The sequence below is a fragment of the Streptomyces sp. SGAir0957 genome (assembly GCF_043523415.1).
Window position 1 is genome coordinate 36,415 of the sequence record NZ_CP027294.1, and the last position, 14,457, is coordinate 50,871.

At 68.1% G+C, this 14,457-nt stretch carries 10 protein-coding genes and 1 pseudogene; 8 read left to right on the forward strand and 3 right to left on the reverse strand.

Annotation, left to right across the window (positions count from 1 at the left end):
• Positions 1 to 13: 13 nt before the first annotated feature.
• Together C1N81_RS45050 and C1N81_RS45055 are read left to right on the forward strand one after the other, a co-directional pair.
• Positions 14 to 544 (forward strand): DUF721 domain-containing protein, encoded by a 531-nt coding sequence (locus tag C1N81_RS45050; protein ID WP_394438678.1) that lies wholly within the window; start codon positions 14 to 16, stop codon positions 542 to 544.
• Between the two features lie 202 nt (positions 545 to 746).
• Positions 747 to 956, forward strand: coding sequence for a hypothetical protein (locus C1N81_RS45055; RefSeq protein ID WP_394438680.1), 210 nt, complete (start codon positions 747 to 749; stop codon positions 954 to 956).
• Between the two features lie 659 nt (positions 957 to 1,615).
• Here the strand turns inward: C1N81_RS45055 and C1N81_RS45060 are convergent.
• The 3 genes from C1N81_RS45060 to C1N81_RS45070 form a co-directional block, all read right to left on the reverse strand.
• Positions 1,616 to 1,933: a hypothetical protein gene (locus C1N81_RS45060; protein WP_394438682.1), complete on the reverse strand. Its 318-nt coding sequence runs from the start codon at positions 1,931 to 1,933 to the stop codon at positions 1,616 to 1,618.
• 443 nt (positions 1,934 to 2,376) lie between these two features.
• Complete coding sequence (locus C1N81_RS45065; protein WP_394438685.1) at positions 2,377 to 3,903, reverse strand: trypsin-like serine protease; 1,527 nt, start codon at positions 3,901 to 3,903, stop codon at positions 2,377 to 2,379.
• A 111-nt stretch (positions 3,904 to 4,014) separates the two neighbouring features.
• The gene (locus C1N81_RS45070; RefSeq protein WP_394438687.1) at positions 4,015 to 4,569 is read right to left on the reverse strand and encodes a hypothetical protein; all 555 of its coding nucleotides are present in this window, start codon (positions 4,567 to 4,569) and stop codon (positions 4,015 to 4,017) included.
• 339 nt (positions 4,570 to 4,908) lie between these two features.
• Between C1N81_RS45070 and C1N81_RS45075 the strand changes: the two genes are divergently transcribed.
• The 6 genes and pseudogenes from C1N81_RS45075 (at position 4,909) to C1N81_RS45100 (ending at position 14,270) form a co-directional block, all read left to right on the forward strand.
• On the forward strand, positions 4,909 to 8,355 hold the full coding sequence (locus C1N81_RS45075; protein ID WP_394438690.1) for an ALF repeat-containing protein: 3,447 nt from the start codon (positions 4,909 to 4,911) through the stop codon (positions 8,353 to 8,355).
• Between the two features lie 1,339 nt (positions 8,356 to 9,694).
• On the forward strand, positions 9,695 to 10,957 hold the full coding sequence (locus C1N81_RS45080) for an AAA family ATPase (RefSeq protein ID WP_394438692.1): 1,263 nt from the start codon (positions 9,695 to 9,697) through the stop codon (positions 10,955 to 10,957).
• Between the two features lie 34 nt (positions 10,958 to 10,991).
• Positions 10,992 to 11,192 (forward strand): annotated as a pseudogene (locus tag C1N81_RS45085) (hypothetical protein); the annotation flags it as partial.
• A 363-nt stretch (positions 11,193 to 11,555) separates the two neighbouring features.
• Complete coding sequence (locus tag C1N81_RS45090; protein WP_394438700.1) at positions 11,556 to 12,851, forward strand: Mu transposase C-terminal domain-containing protein; 1,296 nt, start codon at positions 11,556 to 11,558, stop codon at positions 12,849 to 12,851.
• Complete coding sequence (locus tag C1N81_RS45095; protein ID WP_394438694.1) at positions 12,848 to 13,618, forward strand: AAA family ATPase; 771 nt, start codon at positions 12,848 to 12,850, stop codon at positions 13,616 to 13,618. Before C1N81_RS45090 ends, C1N81_RS45095 begins: the two co-directional genes overlap by 4 nt.
• 169 nt (positions 13,619 to 13,787) lie before the next feature.
• Positions 13,788 to 14,270, forward strand: coding sequence for a hypothetical protein (locus C1N81_RS45100; protein WP_394438696.1), 483 nt, complete (start codon positions 13,788 to 13,790; stop codon positions 14,268 to 14,270).
• Positions 14,271 to 14,457: the final 187 nt, after the last annotated feature.

The following is a 14,457-nucleotide window of genomic DNA, read 5'->3' on the forward strand; positions in this document are numbered from 1 at the left end:
GGGGGGTGAGCGCATGACCGAGTTGAGCGGCGTCGACCTTGCGCGCCATGCCTTGGTCGCGGCCAGGGAGGCGGCGAAGAAGAACGGCGCCACCCAGACGAAAAAGCCGAAGCGGCGCACCACCACCGTCGTACGCCGTGACGGTCGTGAGCCGCTCGAGCTCGGTGCGGCAATCGGCATGATGATGACCGAGCGCGGCATGGTCGCCCCGGCAGCCGGCGGCTCCGTCCTCGCCGACTTCGACACCATCCTCGCCGCAGCCGTGCCCGAACTCGCCGGCCGCGTGAAGGCGACGGCATTCGACTCGGAGAGCGGCCGTCTGGACGTCGCCCCCGACGCCCCGGCCGTCGGCACGAAGCTGCGCTGGAGCGCGCCGAAGCTGATCGCGGCGGCCAACGAGCGGGTCCCGAGCGCCAATGTCCGCGCCCTGCACGTCCTGGCGCCCGCCTCCGTGAAGGCTGATCCCACCACGGCGGCCGCCGCCCCGCCCCCGCAGCTCGCCCGCCCCGAAGCGCTGGTGGAGCGCCGGACCCCGCCCGGCTGAAAGAGCTCGGCGCACGGGGGAAGCACAGCGGCGCTCCCGCAGACCTGTACGTCACCGTGCACGTCGAAAACTGACCTGCACGCGGGATCCGGCCAGGCCCGACAGCTTTATGCCAATCGTCAACAACCCGCCTCCACTATCAACACGGTGCGGCTACACAGGAAAGTTGAGGGCGATCTTTTCGGTGGGGAGGGGATGGGCGTTGCTGACCATCAACGTGGCACTGCTGCTGGCGATCATCGTGTTCTTCCGACTACGTCGACGTACAGAGGCCCGCAGCCGCAACGACGAGAAGATGACCGTCATCCTCGTCCTGGCGCTGGGCATCCTGATCGCTCCCACGCCGTTGGGCGAGAGCATCGCCGACTTCCTCGGACAGCTCGCCACCGGCGTGACCCAGGCCAGCCGATGAGCCGGACTGCACCGAATCCCGGGCGTTTTCCGTCACGAGCGTGGGGAGCGGACAACTGATGGCGACACGACGGCGCAGGCGCATGAAGAAGCAGACACGCCGAAAGCTGCAGGGGACGGCCGCGGCGGTGGCCATGTTCGCCGTGTGGTGGATGGCCGTGCACTGGGCGGCGGTGTGGCCCGTCCGCCCAGCCTCAGCGCACTTGCCGTCCTCATCGCTCGGCGGGTGAAGGATGTGCCATACGGATCACGCGTCGCGCGCGTCAAGCAGCCGCCGCGTGCATGCAGCCAAACCCGGCCGCCTCTTCCCGGTGGCTTGCTCGTTGACCAACGCGCGGCAGGGCCGCCGACGCTGGGAGAAGCTTCGCGGTCAGGCCGCGGCCAGCCGGCTGGCGGCGTGGCCCGACCGGCGGGCTGATCCAGTTGCTGCTGGCGGCGCCGCTGCAAAACGAGGGAGGCGAGGCGCTGAAGCTGGTCACCCAGCGTGTCGAACAGCACTGTGACGAGCAAACCTTGCCTCCGTCGCCGTCATGACTGGCGGCGATGTCGCACGCTCAGGGGGCGGCCTCCGTGAGACCGCCCCCTGACCATGTTCCGGCCCACTACACTCCAGCCGCCCGGCCACGCCACTCAGACAGCGAAGTGCCGCGGGAGGCGTTGTTAGTCCGCTTCCTCCGGGGGCTCGCCGCGGCCGATGGTCATCGACCACTTCACCTTGGTGGGCGCGGTGACGGACACCGTGCCCGCCTTCTGCACTCCCGCGAGAGCAAGCTGCACGGTCCGGTAGGAGGACTGCGCGAACATCTTTTTTTGCGCGGCTGTGAGGACGGCGTGCGCGTCGGTCCGCTCGTTGCGCGGGTGGTCGCTGGTGGGAGTGGGGGAGTCGCTGCCGCACCCGGCCAGGGCCAGGGCCAGGCCGGTCCCCGCGAGGGTGAGGGCCAGGCGGCGTGCGCGGTGGCGCACGGGTACATCCTTCACGTGTTCGTGTCTTTCTGGAAGTCGGTGGCCTGGCATGGGCGAACGCCGGGGCATAGTGCCGGGCGACCGGGTACTGAGGAGGGCGCCCCGAGCCTGCGGGCCGACACGGGAAAGCGGGAACGAAGCAGACGGCGGTCCGCAGCGGAGGCTGTCTGAACCAAGACCGCCGGGTGCGCGGGTGTCGTGCCAGGGGATTGGGCCAGTGGAGACGGACGCGACCGGGCTGCGGGGCGGCGGCAGGGGGCGCGAGCTCATCGCGCGTACTGGGCTGGCAGGCATGCGGCGTGGTGTCCATCCAGAACACGGCCGTCTCCGTGGCCTTACGCCGTACATGCCTCAGCCCGGCACGACCGGTAAGACGACTGCGGCGCCGGCGACGCAGCCGCCACCCGGGGCGGCCCGCCCGCAAGCACGAGCGGACCGCACCGGGTGGGGGAGCGGGGTCAGCCGATGGCGGGCCACATGCTGGTGCGCGCCGACAGCTTGCCCTTGCCGTCGCCGGGGTAGAGGTAGAGGCCGCCGGTGGAGTTGATGGCGGCGATGTCGGCCTTGCCGTCGCCGTTGTAGTCGCCGCCCATCATGACGGGGAAGCTGGCCCAGGAGGGGTCGGGCCACATCTGGCCGAAGTAGTCGAACTTGCCCTGGGTGTTGCCGGTGTAGAGGCCGAGCGCGCCGTCCTGGCCGATGGCGGCGATGTCGTTGAGCTGGTCGCTGGTGAAGTCGTCGGAGGTGATGAGCTTCTTGTTCCAGGTGTCGTCGTGCCAGACCTCGGTGCGGGTGCCGTCCAGCGCGCCGGTAGTACCGGTGGGGTAGGCGTACAGGCGTCCGGAGGGGGCGACGGTGACCAGGCCGTCGCGGGTCCAGTCCTTGGCGCGGTAGGTGGCGATGTTGGGGAAGGAGCCCCAGGAGTCGTCCTTCCACATGGCGATCCCGGCCGCCAGCGGACCCGCGGCGGTGCCGGGGTAGAGGGAGAGGACGCCCTCGGTGTTCATGGCGGCGATGTCGGCGTTGCCGTCGCCGTTGAAGTCACCGCCGAAGATACGGCTCTTGCGGGACCAGCTGCCGTCGTGCTTCCACAGCTCCCGCCCGTAGATGAGGGTGCCGCTCGCGGTGGTGTAGAAGGCGTGCAGGTTGCCGTCCTCGGTGATGGCGGCCACGTCGGGACGCCCATCGTTGTTGAAGTCGGCGGTGGTCACCACGGTGGTGACATCGGCGTGCATCGTCGCCAGCCCGTTCTTGGCCACCCAGCCCGCCAGGTCATCCACCCGGGCACCGATCGCGTCGGTACGCGTCTCCGCCGGGTCAGCGCCGAAGCAGCCGCTCTGCCAGGACCGCGAGTTGATGCCGACCAGCTCGAAGGAGTCGCCCGTGGCGGCGAGCTGCGGGCCGCCGGTGTCACCGGCACACAATGTGGCCCCGTCCGTGCCCGTCAGCGGCAGGTCGCTGCTGCTGGTGGCGCCGACGGTGAAGGCACCGGTGTGCAGTTTCAGCGGTGACCACTCGCTCCTGGTGCGCCCGTAGCCGGCCGCGGTCACCGTGGTGCCGGCGGCCGGGGCCTGCGCGGCAATGTCGACCGGGGTGATGGTGGTGACCGGCTTGTCCAGGCGGGCCAGCGTCACATCACGGTCGGTGCGCGGCACCAGCTGCGTCACCGTGCGGACCTGGCCGGCGGTGGTGGTCAGGTCGGTGCGGCCGATGGTGGCCTTGGTGGTCTTGGCCGGGGCGCCGGCGGCGGGGTGGCCGTCGGCGGCGAAGCAGGTGGCGGAGGTGAGCAGCCACTGCGCGTCGACCAGGACGCCGGAGCAGGTGCGCTCGCTGTTGCCGATGTCGATGCGGGCGGTGAATGCGGCCGCCTGTTCAGCGGCTTCGGCGCCGGTAATGGCCTGGGCGGGCAGGGCGGTGAACACACCGGCGGCAAGCGAGGCAGTAAGCAGGCCGGTCAACGCCGTGCGGCGGGGGGTGGTGGACACAGGAAAACAGAATCCGATCAAGTGAAACGACGACAAGCGGCCGTCCGGCCGGAAGTAGGCCGAGGGGGCGTGCCTTCTCGTGGGGGAGGCGAGACAGCAGGGCGTTGCAGGTCAGCTGCCGATGCGCAGTTCGACCAGGATGGACCGCACGCCGGTGTCGCCGGTCTCGCCCATCGGGGTGTAGTCGTGGGCCGGAGCCTTGACGACGCTCTCCTGGCCGTCGGCGTCCAGCGTCGCGGTAACCGCATGGTCCACGGTGGTGATGCCGAAGGAATCCGGCAGTTCCAGTGTGAGCAGACCCTTGGCGCCGTGCACGGCGAAGCAGAAGTGCCCGAGCCGGGAGCGGACCTGCATGTCCCAGGTCTCGGCGCAGTCGGTGAGAGTGATGTGCCCGTCACCGCGCTTGAGCGTGATGCCGCGCTCTGAGGCGATCTTTGCTGCGCCGGGGTAGTCCCAGGTTTCGGCGAGAGTGGGCATGTCCGAGGCCGCGGTGACGGCCGGGGCGGCTTGAGGGTCGGCCTGTGCCGTATTGAGCGTGAGCAGACCGCCGCAGGCAGCCAGGGTGCTGGCAGCGGCCGTAAAGAGTGCCTTTCGGGCACGGGTTATTGCCACATCTTCCTTCCGTTCAAGGGGAGTTGGCATGAATGATGCCCACAGGATTTCCACAAGTAAAGCACATGTATGCTGCATCTCTCCTCAACAACTCCCAGCTGGGGAGCTGTTGTGGGATCGAATGAAGCTGCCGCGACATCCTTGGGTTTTACTTCAGCAAGTAACTCTCAATCTTCGCCATGGGTACCAAACAGACATTTCGGTTGTGGGGTATGGCGTGTCGTGCGGTGTTCACCGGCAGTTGGTACCGGCCGTCGCGCTTTCGTTGTGCGGGCCGAGAGAAGGGGAACCAGGGTGAAGAGACGACCAGGGCGCCGGCCGTTCGGGCCGCCGGGGCGAACTGACGCTAGGGAAAGCAGTGCGGCGAGGGCCTGGCAGGCACGAAGCGGTGCTGTGCTGCTTCCAGCCGCGCTCATTGCCGGAATGCTGGGGACTGCTGCACCTGCGGTGGCGGATGACGAAGATTTCGCTACGGACCGTGGTGACACCGTTGCGCTCTGGATGACCGGCGGCGCTGGTGTCAAGGAGGCCGCTGAGCAAGCACTGGTGGGGTCCGACGAGGATGTCAAGAGCTTCCTTGACGATGCCCCAGCGATCCAGATCGTTGACGATGAGGTCGACGTCAGCCGGATCTTCAATGCGGGTGGCCCTGCTGTACGCGAAGCTGCGAAAGCGGCGCTGGCGGGTACGCCTGAGCAGTTGCACACCTTCCTGAAGGACGGCTGGAAGGCGCCACTGCAGCAGGACCAAGAGGTTGAGGTCTCCCGGATCATCAACTACGGCGGCACCAGCGTGAAGGAGGCCGGGAAGAAGGCCCTCGCGGGCGGACCGGCCGACTGGGAGAAGTTTCTCGACCAGGGCCAGTTCGACGCCCGGGACATCGACAACGAGGTCGAGGTTTCCAAGATCATTAATGCGGGCGGCCCGAACGTGAAGGCGGCCGGCAAACTCGCGCTCAGCGGTAGCCCGGATGACATCCTGGAATTCTTGGAGATAGGCCAGTTCACGGCGCGCGACCGCGACCATGAATACGCCACCATCGAGGAACTGACCGACCAGGCAGAGAAGGCTGGCCAGCAGGCCAAGGAGGAGACCGAGGCCGCCGAGGAGCAGTCCAAGAAGGCCATCGCCGCTGCTGAGCAGGCTGAGCAGGCCGCCGAGAAAGCGGCTGCGGAGACCGAGGCCGCCAAGAACGATTCCAAAAAGGCCGCCTACAAGGCCAAGCAGGCCGCCGACGCGGCCCGGCAGGCCGCCAGCGCCGCCCAGAGCGCGATCAGCGCCGCCAACGCCGCCAACCACTCCGCCCGCATCGCCGCGCTCGCCGCAGCACAAACCGCGAGCGCCGCCGCGCAGGCGGCCAGCGCGGCCAACGACGCCTACAACGCGGCCATCGCCGCGGGCAAAAACAAGGACCAGGCCGCCGCCGCCGCGGACAAGGCCAAAGCCGCCCGCAAGGCAGCCGACCTGGCCCACCGCTCGGCGATCGCCGCCGACCAGGCCGGCAAGGCATCCAAGGCAGCGCAGGCCGCGGTCAAGGCTTCGCGCAGTGCCGGCGCCAACGCCAACGCCGCCGCCGATGCGGCCGACCGGGCCAACGCCGCCGCCGATGCCGCCGGTGTCCACTCCGGTGAAGCCGCCGCCGCCGCGGCTGAGACCCGCCGCCACGCCGCCGAGGCCAACCGCGCCGCAGACCGCGCCGAGGCCCTGGCCGAGAAGTCAGCGACCGCCGCCTGGCAAGCCCGCGATTACGCCAACTCGGCCGCAGACCACGCCGACAAGGCCGCCGACGCCGCCGACGAGGCGGCCCAGCACGCCGGCGAAGCAGCCGACGCAGCGGCTCAGGCCAAGAAGCACGCAACCGCGGCCAAGGAAGCGGCCGACACCGCCACCAACGCTGCCCACACCGCACACCAGGTCTTCGATCTCGCCCGCGAGACCGAGACAGAGGAACTGACCACCCTCACCAACGCAGCCATCGAAGTCGCCAAGACCCGAACAGCCACCACACAGCAGTACATCTCCGAGTCGGCCGGCATGGCCCTCCAGGCCCACAACCTTGACACCACCCACGCCACCCTCGGGGCACAGGCCAACAAGCCCGACACCGACCAAGCGGCGCTCGCGACCAAGGGCCGCCAACTCGCGCTGGACACGCTGAAGAGCCGAGGGCCCTGGCTGCGCCAAGCGGCCACGGAAGCCCTGTCGGGCTCGGACGCGGACATCATGCAGTTCCTCCGCGCCGGCTGGGACACCGCCGTGCAAAACGAAACCCGCGACGCTGTCTCCGAGCTGAGCACCACGAGCCCGTACGAGAGCGTGCGCACGGCCGCAACCGAGGCGCTGAAGGCCGACGCCAGAACGATCGACGACTTCTACACCACCGGCCAGTACGAGGCCGGAGCCGTCGACATGGAGGTGGAAGTCTCCAAAATGATCAACAGTGGTGGCACCAGCGTGCAAGAAGCGGGCAAGGCTGCGCTCGCTGATGGCAGCGGCAAGGCCCTGGCCGCCTTCCTCGCCCACGGCCACGACGTCGCACGCAGCACCGATGAAGAGGTGCAGGCCTCCGGGCTCGTCAACGACGGTGGGCCGGAGGTCAGAGCCGCCGCCAAAATCGCACTAGAGGGCCCGGTCAACGACCTGCACGACTTCATCACCGTCGGCCAGTACATGGCCGACCGAAAGGATCAGCTCGCTGCCACCCACGTCGCCCAGGTCACCAGCCTAGTCGCCCGAGCCGATGCCACCGCTGCAACGGCACGTAAGAACAGTTCCCTCGCAGCTAAAGCCGCTTACGAAGCCGCTGGAGCAGCTGACCAGGCGCAGGACGCCAAAGCCGACGCTGAGCGCTTCGCTGGCCAGGCCAAGGACTACGCAACCGACGCCGACAAGTCGGCCGATCAAGCACAAGTCAGTGCCGACAAGGCCGCGAAGTCCGCTAGCACGGCCCGCAATGCAGCCAACGCTGCCGACCGCGACGCTGCAGCAGCCACCGAGTCCGCAGCACAGGCCCAGTGGTCTGCCAAATACGCCTACACGTCAGCGGCACAGGCCAACGACTCTGCCGCAGACGCTCGCGAGTCGGCCACGGCGGCGGGCAAGAGTGCCAAGGAAGCGGACGCCGAAGCCGCGGCAGCATGGAAGAGGACCTACGACCTGCGCAAACAAGAAGAGGCCGAGGCACGTCGGATCGACGAACAAGTCCGAAAGAAGCTTGCTGAGGAGGCCAAACGTCCTCGTTGTGTTCCACGGCTCAATGCTGCGGGCGTCGACTGGGAACTCGTTCGCTGTGTCAGGAACGGTGGAGTCCTCACCGCCCCCGAGATGAATCCGACCCTGACGGCGTTTGCCTGGGCGGTCACCCCCATCGGTACCATCGTCGACTGCTATGCCAAGCCGACCCTTGGCAAGTGCACGCAGGCCGTAGGCGAAAGCGCCGTGTTCTTCATTCCTGGGGTAGGAGAAGTCAAGGGGGCAGCGGCACTCAAGGATGTCGAGAAGATAGCTGACGCTTCCAGAGTCGGTCGCCTGGCTGCCGCCTCCGAGATAGCGATGGATGCCACAAAGGACCCGTCAAAGTTTTTCATCAAGGACATCCATCTGGCTGAGGGCGCCACAAGGAAGGCCAAGTTTGCCACGGCGAACAAAGAGCAGGCGCAAGAGTGGGTAGCGGAGGCCATGAAGTCACCAGAGGCGGTTTTCCGGCCCAACGCGATGCCAGACACCTTCAAGATGGAAGTCAACACGCATACAGTAGTCGGAACAAGAGGACAGACCGGAATCCGCATCATCGTCTCGAATGACGGTCGCGTCATCAACGCCTTCCCTTACAATCCGTGACGTAAGGCCGCACAGTGAAAATCACTTACACTAATTTGGAAGTCGGTGTTCCCGCCGGTCCGACACTGGCGGAGTGCCTTATTGCGATCGAGGGTGATCTGCAAGTGCTCGACGGGGATCGCCAGATCCTCGCCGAACCTGCCTTCCCTCTTGGGGAATTGGCGCACCATCTGAGCCAGTGGCGTAACTCGACCACACGCGAAACATTTGTTCTTGACACTATGTCGACTGATCCCGGTTGGCTCCTGATTGAGGAAAGAGAAGAGGGATGGTCGGTTGGTTCCATCCTTGAGCCTGATGTATGGTCGGCTCCCGTTGACTGGGTCACACTGGATGGAATCTTGCGGAAACTCGTGAACCAACTTCGATCTGACCTTAGTTCGCGGGGTGTGAACCCTGACTGCATTCCCGAACCAGTAGATCCAGCCACATAAAGCATGCCGGGAGTGTGACTGCACGGAGGCTATCCCCGCGCAGTCACCAGCAGCGGCTGAGGCTCGATGTCGATATTGAGCAGGGCGGCTTGAGCCGCGGTTGCGCGGCCGACAGACGGCTGCGGGGCGGGCAACCTCTTGCGAGAGACGTCCTACGGCTGCTCCCCACGCCCGTGGGGATGGGTTCCACGGGCAGCTGCTCGAGGCGCGCGGCGAGCACCTGCTTGCCGCGCCCGCGGTGGTCCCTACAGCGGCCTGCTCCCCGTGCTCGCGGGTCGTCACGAAGCGTCCCCCGGCTCCTTCAGGCCTGCTGCTCCCCGCATCCGCAGGAACTGATCGAGATCAACACCGCTCTCCCAGAAACGGACGTAGCCGCCACAGCTCATCTTCACCAGCGCATGCCGAGCTAGTCCAACGCCACGCGTCGCTGCTCGTTGAGCCGGTCGGCTCGTCGGCGTACGTTCGCCGTCTACATCCCCAGGTCGACCAGCACGGTGCCCTCCGGCGTGGTCTCGCGTGAGGTAGCGGCGGGCCCGGCTCGTTCCAGTGGCAGCTCCTCGACGTGCTTGCGGGTGTGAATGGTCGGTGTTGTGGCGGTGGGTTGGTTGGCAGTGGGTTTTGATGTGTTGTATGGCTTGTTGAGCAGTGTGTTCGTCGGTGTGGACTGCTCGTTTCTGGCTGTCATCGGGTGACCAACCGGCTGTCATAGCCTGAGGGTTCGGGCTAGCACGCCGGGCCTTCGGCTGTCGTGGGGTTGAGTATTCCTGTGTCACCCCCAAGGCCCCCGGTGTGCACTGAGGGGTATGTCTGGCGAGGTTTCACCGCCCGCTCGGCTGCTGCGGCCTCGTGCTGGCCAGAGTGGCCCGGGGGAGGCTGTGCCGTCGGGGTCGCGGTCGAAGGACCGGATGCTAATCCGGCAGGTCGTGGTACGCCGTCTCCTCACGTTGGACCACGCCGGGAGTCTGACGTCGGTGCATATAGGGATTGCTGCCGAGGCGGCCGGGGTAACGGCCCGTACCGCGTGGCGCTGGCTGGCAGAGGCCCGCGAGGGCCGTCTCGAGCCGGTTCACCGACGTGGGAGTTTCACTCTTGATGACGCGTTGTGGACCCGGCTGGAAGCACTGGGCGGAAACGTAACCCGCCTGTACCGGGAGTTGGAACAGGCCGGTGACCCGTCGCCTGCGGCCGGGAGGCTTCCGTCGTTGGCGACTGTGCAGCGGGCGGTCAGGGATCACCTGCGCGCAGGCCGGGTGCTCGCGAGTACCGCTCCGCGCCGCGGACACGTCGATCCGGACCGCTACGACCGTGCGCTGGCCGAGCTCGCCCTGCCAGGCACCGTCGACGAAACCGGCGAACCCACAGCACTGCCTGCCGCGTCCGACGCCAGCGAAGAACCCCATAAAACGCCGCTCAACTCGCCGTTCACCGACGGAGTACGCCTGTATGTACCGGGCGCGCATCTGGTCATGACTCATCAGCTCAGCGAGGTCGCCGAAGCACTTGCTCATACGGTCGCCGCACGAGGCGTGCTGTGTCTCTACGGAGATCCCGGTTACGGCAAGACGGTCGCGCTCTACCAGGCGCTGCGTCTGCTCCCGCGCCGTGTGCCGGTTCACTTCGCCCAGGTGGCAGTCAAGCCCGGTCTCCCGCAACTGCGCGCCGCGCTGCTCACCGCTTTCGCCCGGCCCGTGAAGGCACTGGCTAGCAGGACAGATGCAGTCGACCGTGCACTGATCGACGATTTCAAAAACCCCGTAGTTCTGGTGATCGACGATGCCCAGCGCATTGGGGGCCCCGAGCTGGACTACCTGCGCTTGCTCCTCGACGCGCCGGCCACGCAGGCATCGCTGGTGCTGTGTGGGGCTGGGGCCGAGCGCACCATGAAACGGGCTCCAGCGCTGGCCTCCCGGGTGCTGACCTGGCAGCAGGTGCCCCGCCTGGACGGGGAACAGGTCCCCACGGTGCTGCGCCTGTTCCATCCGCTATGGGATGCCGCGTCGGACGTTGACCTGCTCCATGCCAACACCACGCGCGCGAAAGGGAACTTCCGTACCTGGGCGAAGATCACCTCCCACGCCTATGCGGCCCTGACCCGTTCTCCGGGGACGGTGGTGGACCGTGCCTTGCTGACGCGCGCTTGTTCCCGCCTCGGTCCCGTCAGCCCCTGACCGATTCCGCCCCGCGGGCCGAAGGACACCCCTCATGACCGCGATAACCCCTGACGACGACACCCCGACGCTGTCGCCACCCCGATCCGAGCCCGTGCTGGACCCCGTGTCGCTGACGGCGCTGCGGGCCCCGGCGGTGCGCCGCCTGCTCGCCCTGCGTGCCGCACGCCAGCTCACCCGGATCCATGTCCGCACCACCGCCCAGTGCCTGAACGTCTCGGAGCGCACCGTGTGGCGCTGGCTGGCGGATGCGACCGTCGCCCCTGCCTCGGCTGCTCGTCCGGGGGTGCGGCGGGCTGACCGGTTCGAGATCACCGAGGAGATCCGGATCCTGCTCGCGTACTGGCATGGCAACGCGTCCGCGGTCTACCGGGAACTCCTCGCCCGCGCCCGCACCGCCACCGGTACCGGGCCACCCGACGACACCGGGCTGCCCGACGACACCGGGCTGCCCGACGACACCGGGCTGGACGAGGCCGGGCTGCCTGAGGAGTCCGGCACCTCGACGGCCACGAGCACCAGCGACCACGCTGCGCTCCTGCCGGGCGGCGCCCCGCCCACACGCGTGCTTCTGCCGGGCGGCGCCCCGCCCGCGGCCGTGCCGTTACTGGAGACGGTGCCGTCCCTGCCGACGTTTCTGCGGGCGGTGCGCCGGGATGTGACGGCGGGGGAGCGGGCCGCCTACCGCCACGGCCTTCAGGCTGCCCGTAGCCGGGACGTGTTCGCCAAGCGCCGGCGGATGTGGCGTAACCGCGTATGGGAGGCCGATCATGTCCAGGCCCCGTTGTATGTCGACGCCGACGGTGACCTCGTTCCCCCGTACGTCACGTGGTTCATCGACTGCGCGACCAAGGCCATCACCGGTCTCGCCGTCACCCCCGACACGCCAACCCGTGCCTCGGTGCTGGCCGCGCTGCGCTCCGCCGTCCTGCGCACCGACTGCTACGGTCCGTTCGGCGGCCTGCCCGAGCAGGTGCGCTTCGACCGCGGCCGCGACTTCCTCTCCCGCACCGTCACCGCCGCGCTGACCGCGCTGAACGCGGACATCACCGTCCTGCCGCCCTACAGCCCGCACCTGAAGGGCAGCATCGAGAACCTCAACCACTGCGTCACCCGCATGCTGTTCGCGGCTCTGCCCGGCTACACGCCCAAGAAGCCGCAACGACGCCCCGACCGCCGCCCGGAGACGGCCCCGCCTTTGTCCTTCGAGGCGTTCACCGGGCACCTACTGGCCTGGGCGAACTGGTGGAACACCGAGCACCGCCCGGCCGAACTGCACGGCGCGACCCCGCTGCAGGCCTGGCAGGCTGATCCGACCCCGCTCCACGACGTCCCCGCCACCGACGTGTGGTCCCTCACGCTTGAGGATGACGGCCGCACCCGCACCATCACCAGCCACGGCGTCCGCTTCCGCAGCCGCGACTACATCGCCGACTGGATGACCGGACAAGCCGGCCGCAAGGTCACGGTGCGCTTCATGCCCCACCACACCCACGAGATCGAACTCTGCACACCCCACGGCCACCACCTGGGCACCGCCTACCTCGCCGACCAGGCCAGCGACGAGCAGCTCGCCGCGCTGCGCCGCACCCGCACCCAGCGCGCCCGGCGCCTGCGCGAGGAGGCGAAAGCCGCCGAACAGCTGCGCCACACCCGCTTCGCCCCCTCTACCGAACCGGGCCAAGTGCCGCGCCGCCTGGATGCCACGACCAGCACCGAAGCCGCCCGCGAACTCGACGCACACCAGCACCAGCACATCGACCTGGCCGACCTGGCGCTGCCCGACCTCATCCCGCCCGCGCCGCCACCAGATGACTGGGCCATCCCCGCGGCCCTCAAGGCCCGCACCCGCCCCGCCGCACCGCCCACCCACAGCGAGGAAGACACCTCATGACCGGCAGCCATCTGCCACCCCCGCCCACCGACCAGTACACCGCCCTGCCCGACGCCCGCCTGGTGAGCACCCACGCCGTACTCACCGCCCGGGAGAACCTCACCGACACCATCGACGCCCGCGCGATGATGTGCGTCCACGGCGGCGCCGGCTTTGGCAAGACCATGGCCGTCACCAGCTGCCTGCGCGCCCTCGAACCCGACGAGGACATCCGCCGCATCACCTTCCACGCCCGCGCCACCACCCGCGCCGTGCGCCACGAACTCCACACCGTGCTCGAACTGCCCGGCCCGCCCCCGCGCTACGCCAGCGAGTTCGACCACCTCCTCAAGACCGCACTCGCCACCCACCCGCGCACCCTCGTCCTGGACGAAGCCCAATGGCTCCAGAGCGACCAGCTGGAATACGTCCGATACCTCTGGGACGACCCCTACACCCAGCTCGCCGTCATCTTCGTCGGCGGCGAAGGCTGCCACCAGGCGCTGACCCACGAACCGATGCTCTCCTCCCGGATCTTCATCTGGCAGCGCTTCACCCGCCTCACCCAAGACGAGGTCCTCCAGACGATCCCGCTCTACCACCCCATCTGGGCCGACGCCGACCCCGACGACCTCGCCTACGCCGACAGCCGCGCCGCGCACGGCAACTTCCGCAACTGGGCTCGCCTGACCGCCCTCACCCACACCGCCCTGAAGCGCACCGGCCGCTCCCGCGTCGACCAAGAAGTCCTGCGCTGGGTCTTCAGCAAGCTCAACTCCGCCCACTGACCCACCCTTGTCACCAGCGCATCCCCGAGGCGTCGAGGTGCGCCCTCCGCGATGAGTGCCCTCGGCGAGGCGGCTTCAGCGCATAAGCTAGCTTGCCTGCAAGTTCGACACACGCGGCTGTCGAAACCCTCATGTGTGACACACGGATGGGCCCGGGAGGATAGGTCTCGTGGAGAGCAACGATGAGTACGAAGACCTGATACCGGATGAGAGCCCTTTCAGTGCAGAAGAGTCGGCAGATTTCCAGGAGGTGGTCCAGGATCTGCTGGGGCTGACCATGTCTGTGAAGATCGAAGCGGAAGCGTCGATGCCCGGGGCAGCGGAGCAGTTGGCTGACCGCATCCGGCAGCGTCTCGGACACCCGGATGCCAGGATCCAGACCGAGAACGATGGCCTGGACGCGGTCCTGGGGCGCATAGGCGACCTGAAAGACGACGATCTCGAAGACGCTGTGAATACCGCTATGACCGCCCTGGGTGGTGCCTGGGGCGATGTGTGCATCACGGAGACGGCCATGGGCCCTGTGCACTACGTCGTCCGAGAGGGCCAGCAGTCCTCGGGGGAGGCCGGCACCGCACGAGTTCATCTGTGGGCGGGAAGTGGATGGGCGCTTGTGAGGTACATCGAGGAGCACACTGACGCTCTCCCGTAGAGGCATCTTTTTGTGGGGCCGCGCGGAGCGTGGCCCCACAAGGCCGGATCGCGGAGCGATCCGAGCCGTCAGCGATGCGGAGCATTGCTGACGCGACGTCACGGAGTGACGTCAACTCGGTTGCGAAGCAACCGATTTGGGCCTGGCGCGGAGCGCCGGGTTTCCGCCGCGTAGCGGCGGCGCGTCG

Coding starts and splice junctions, on each gene's coding strand:
- C1N81_RS45080 (WP_394438692.1), top strand. CDS start 9,695: ATGCTAATCCGGCAGGTCGTGGTACGCCGTCTCCTCACGTTGGACCAC.
- C1N81_RS45095 (WP_394438694.1), top strand. CDS start 12,848: ATGACCGGCAGCCATCTGCCACCCCCGCCCACCGACCAGTACACCGCC.
- C1N81_RS45050 (WP_394438678.1), top strand. CDS start 14: ATGACCGAGTTGAGCGGCGTCGACCTTGCGCGCCATGCCTTGGTCGCG.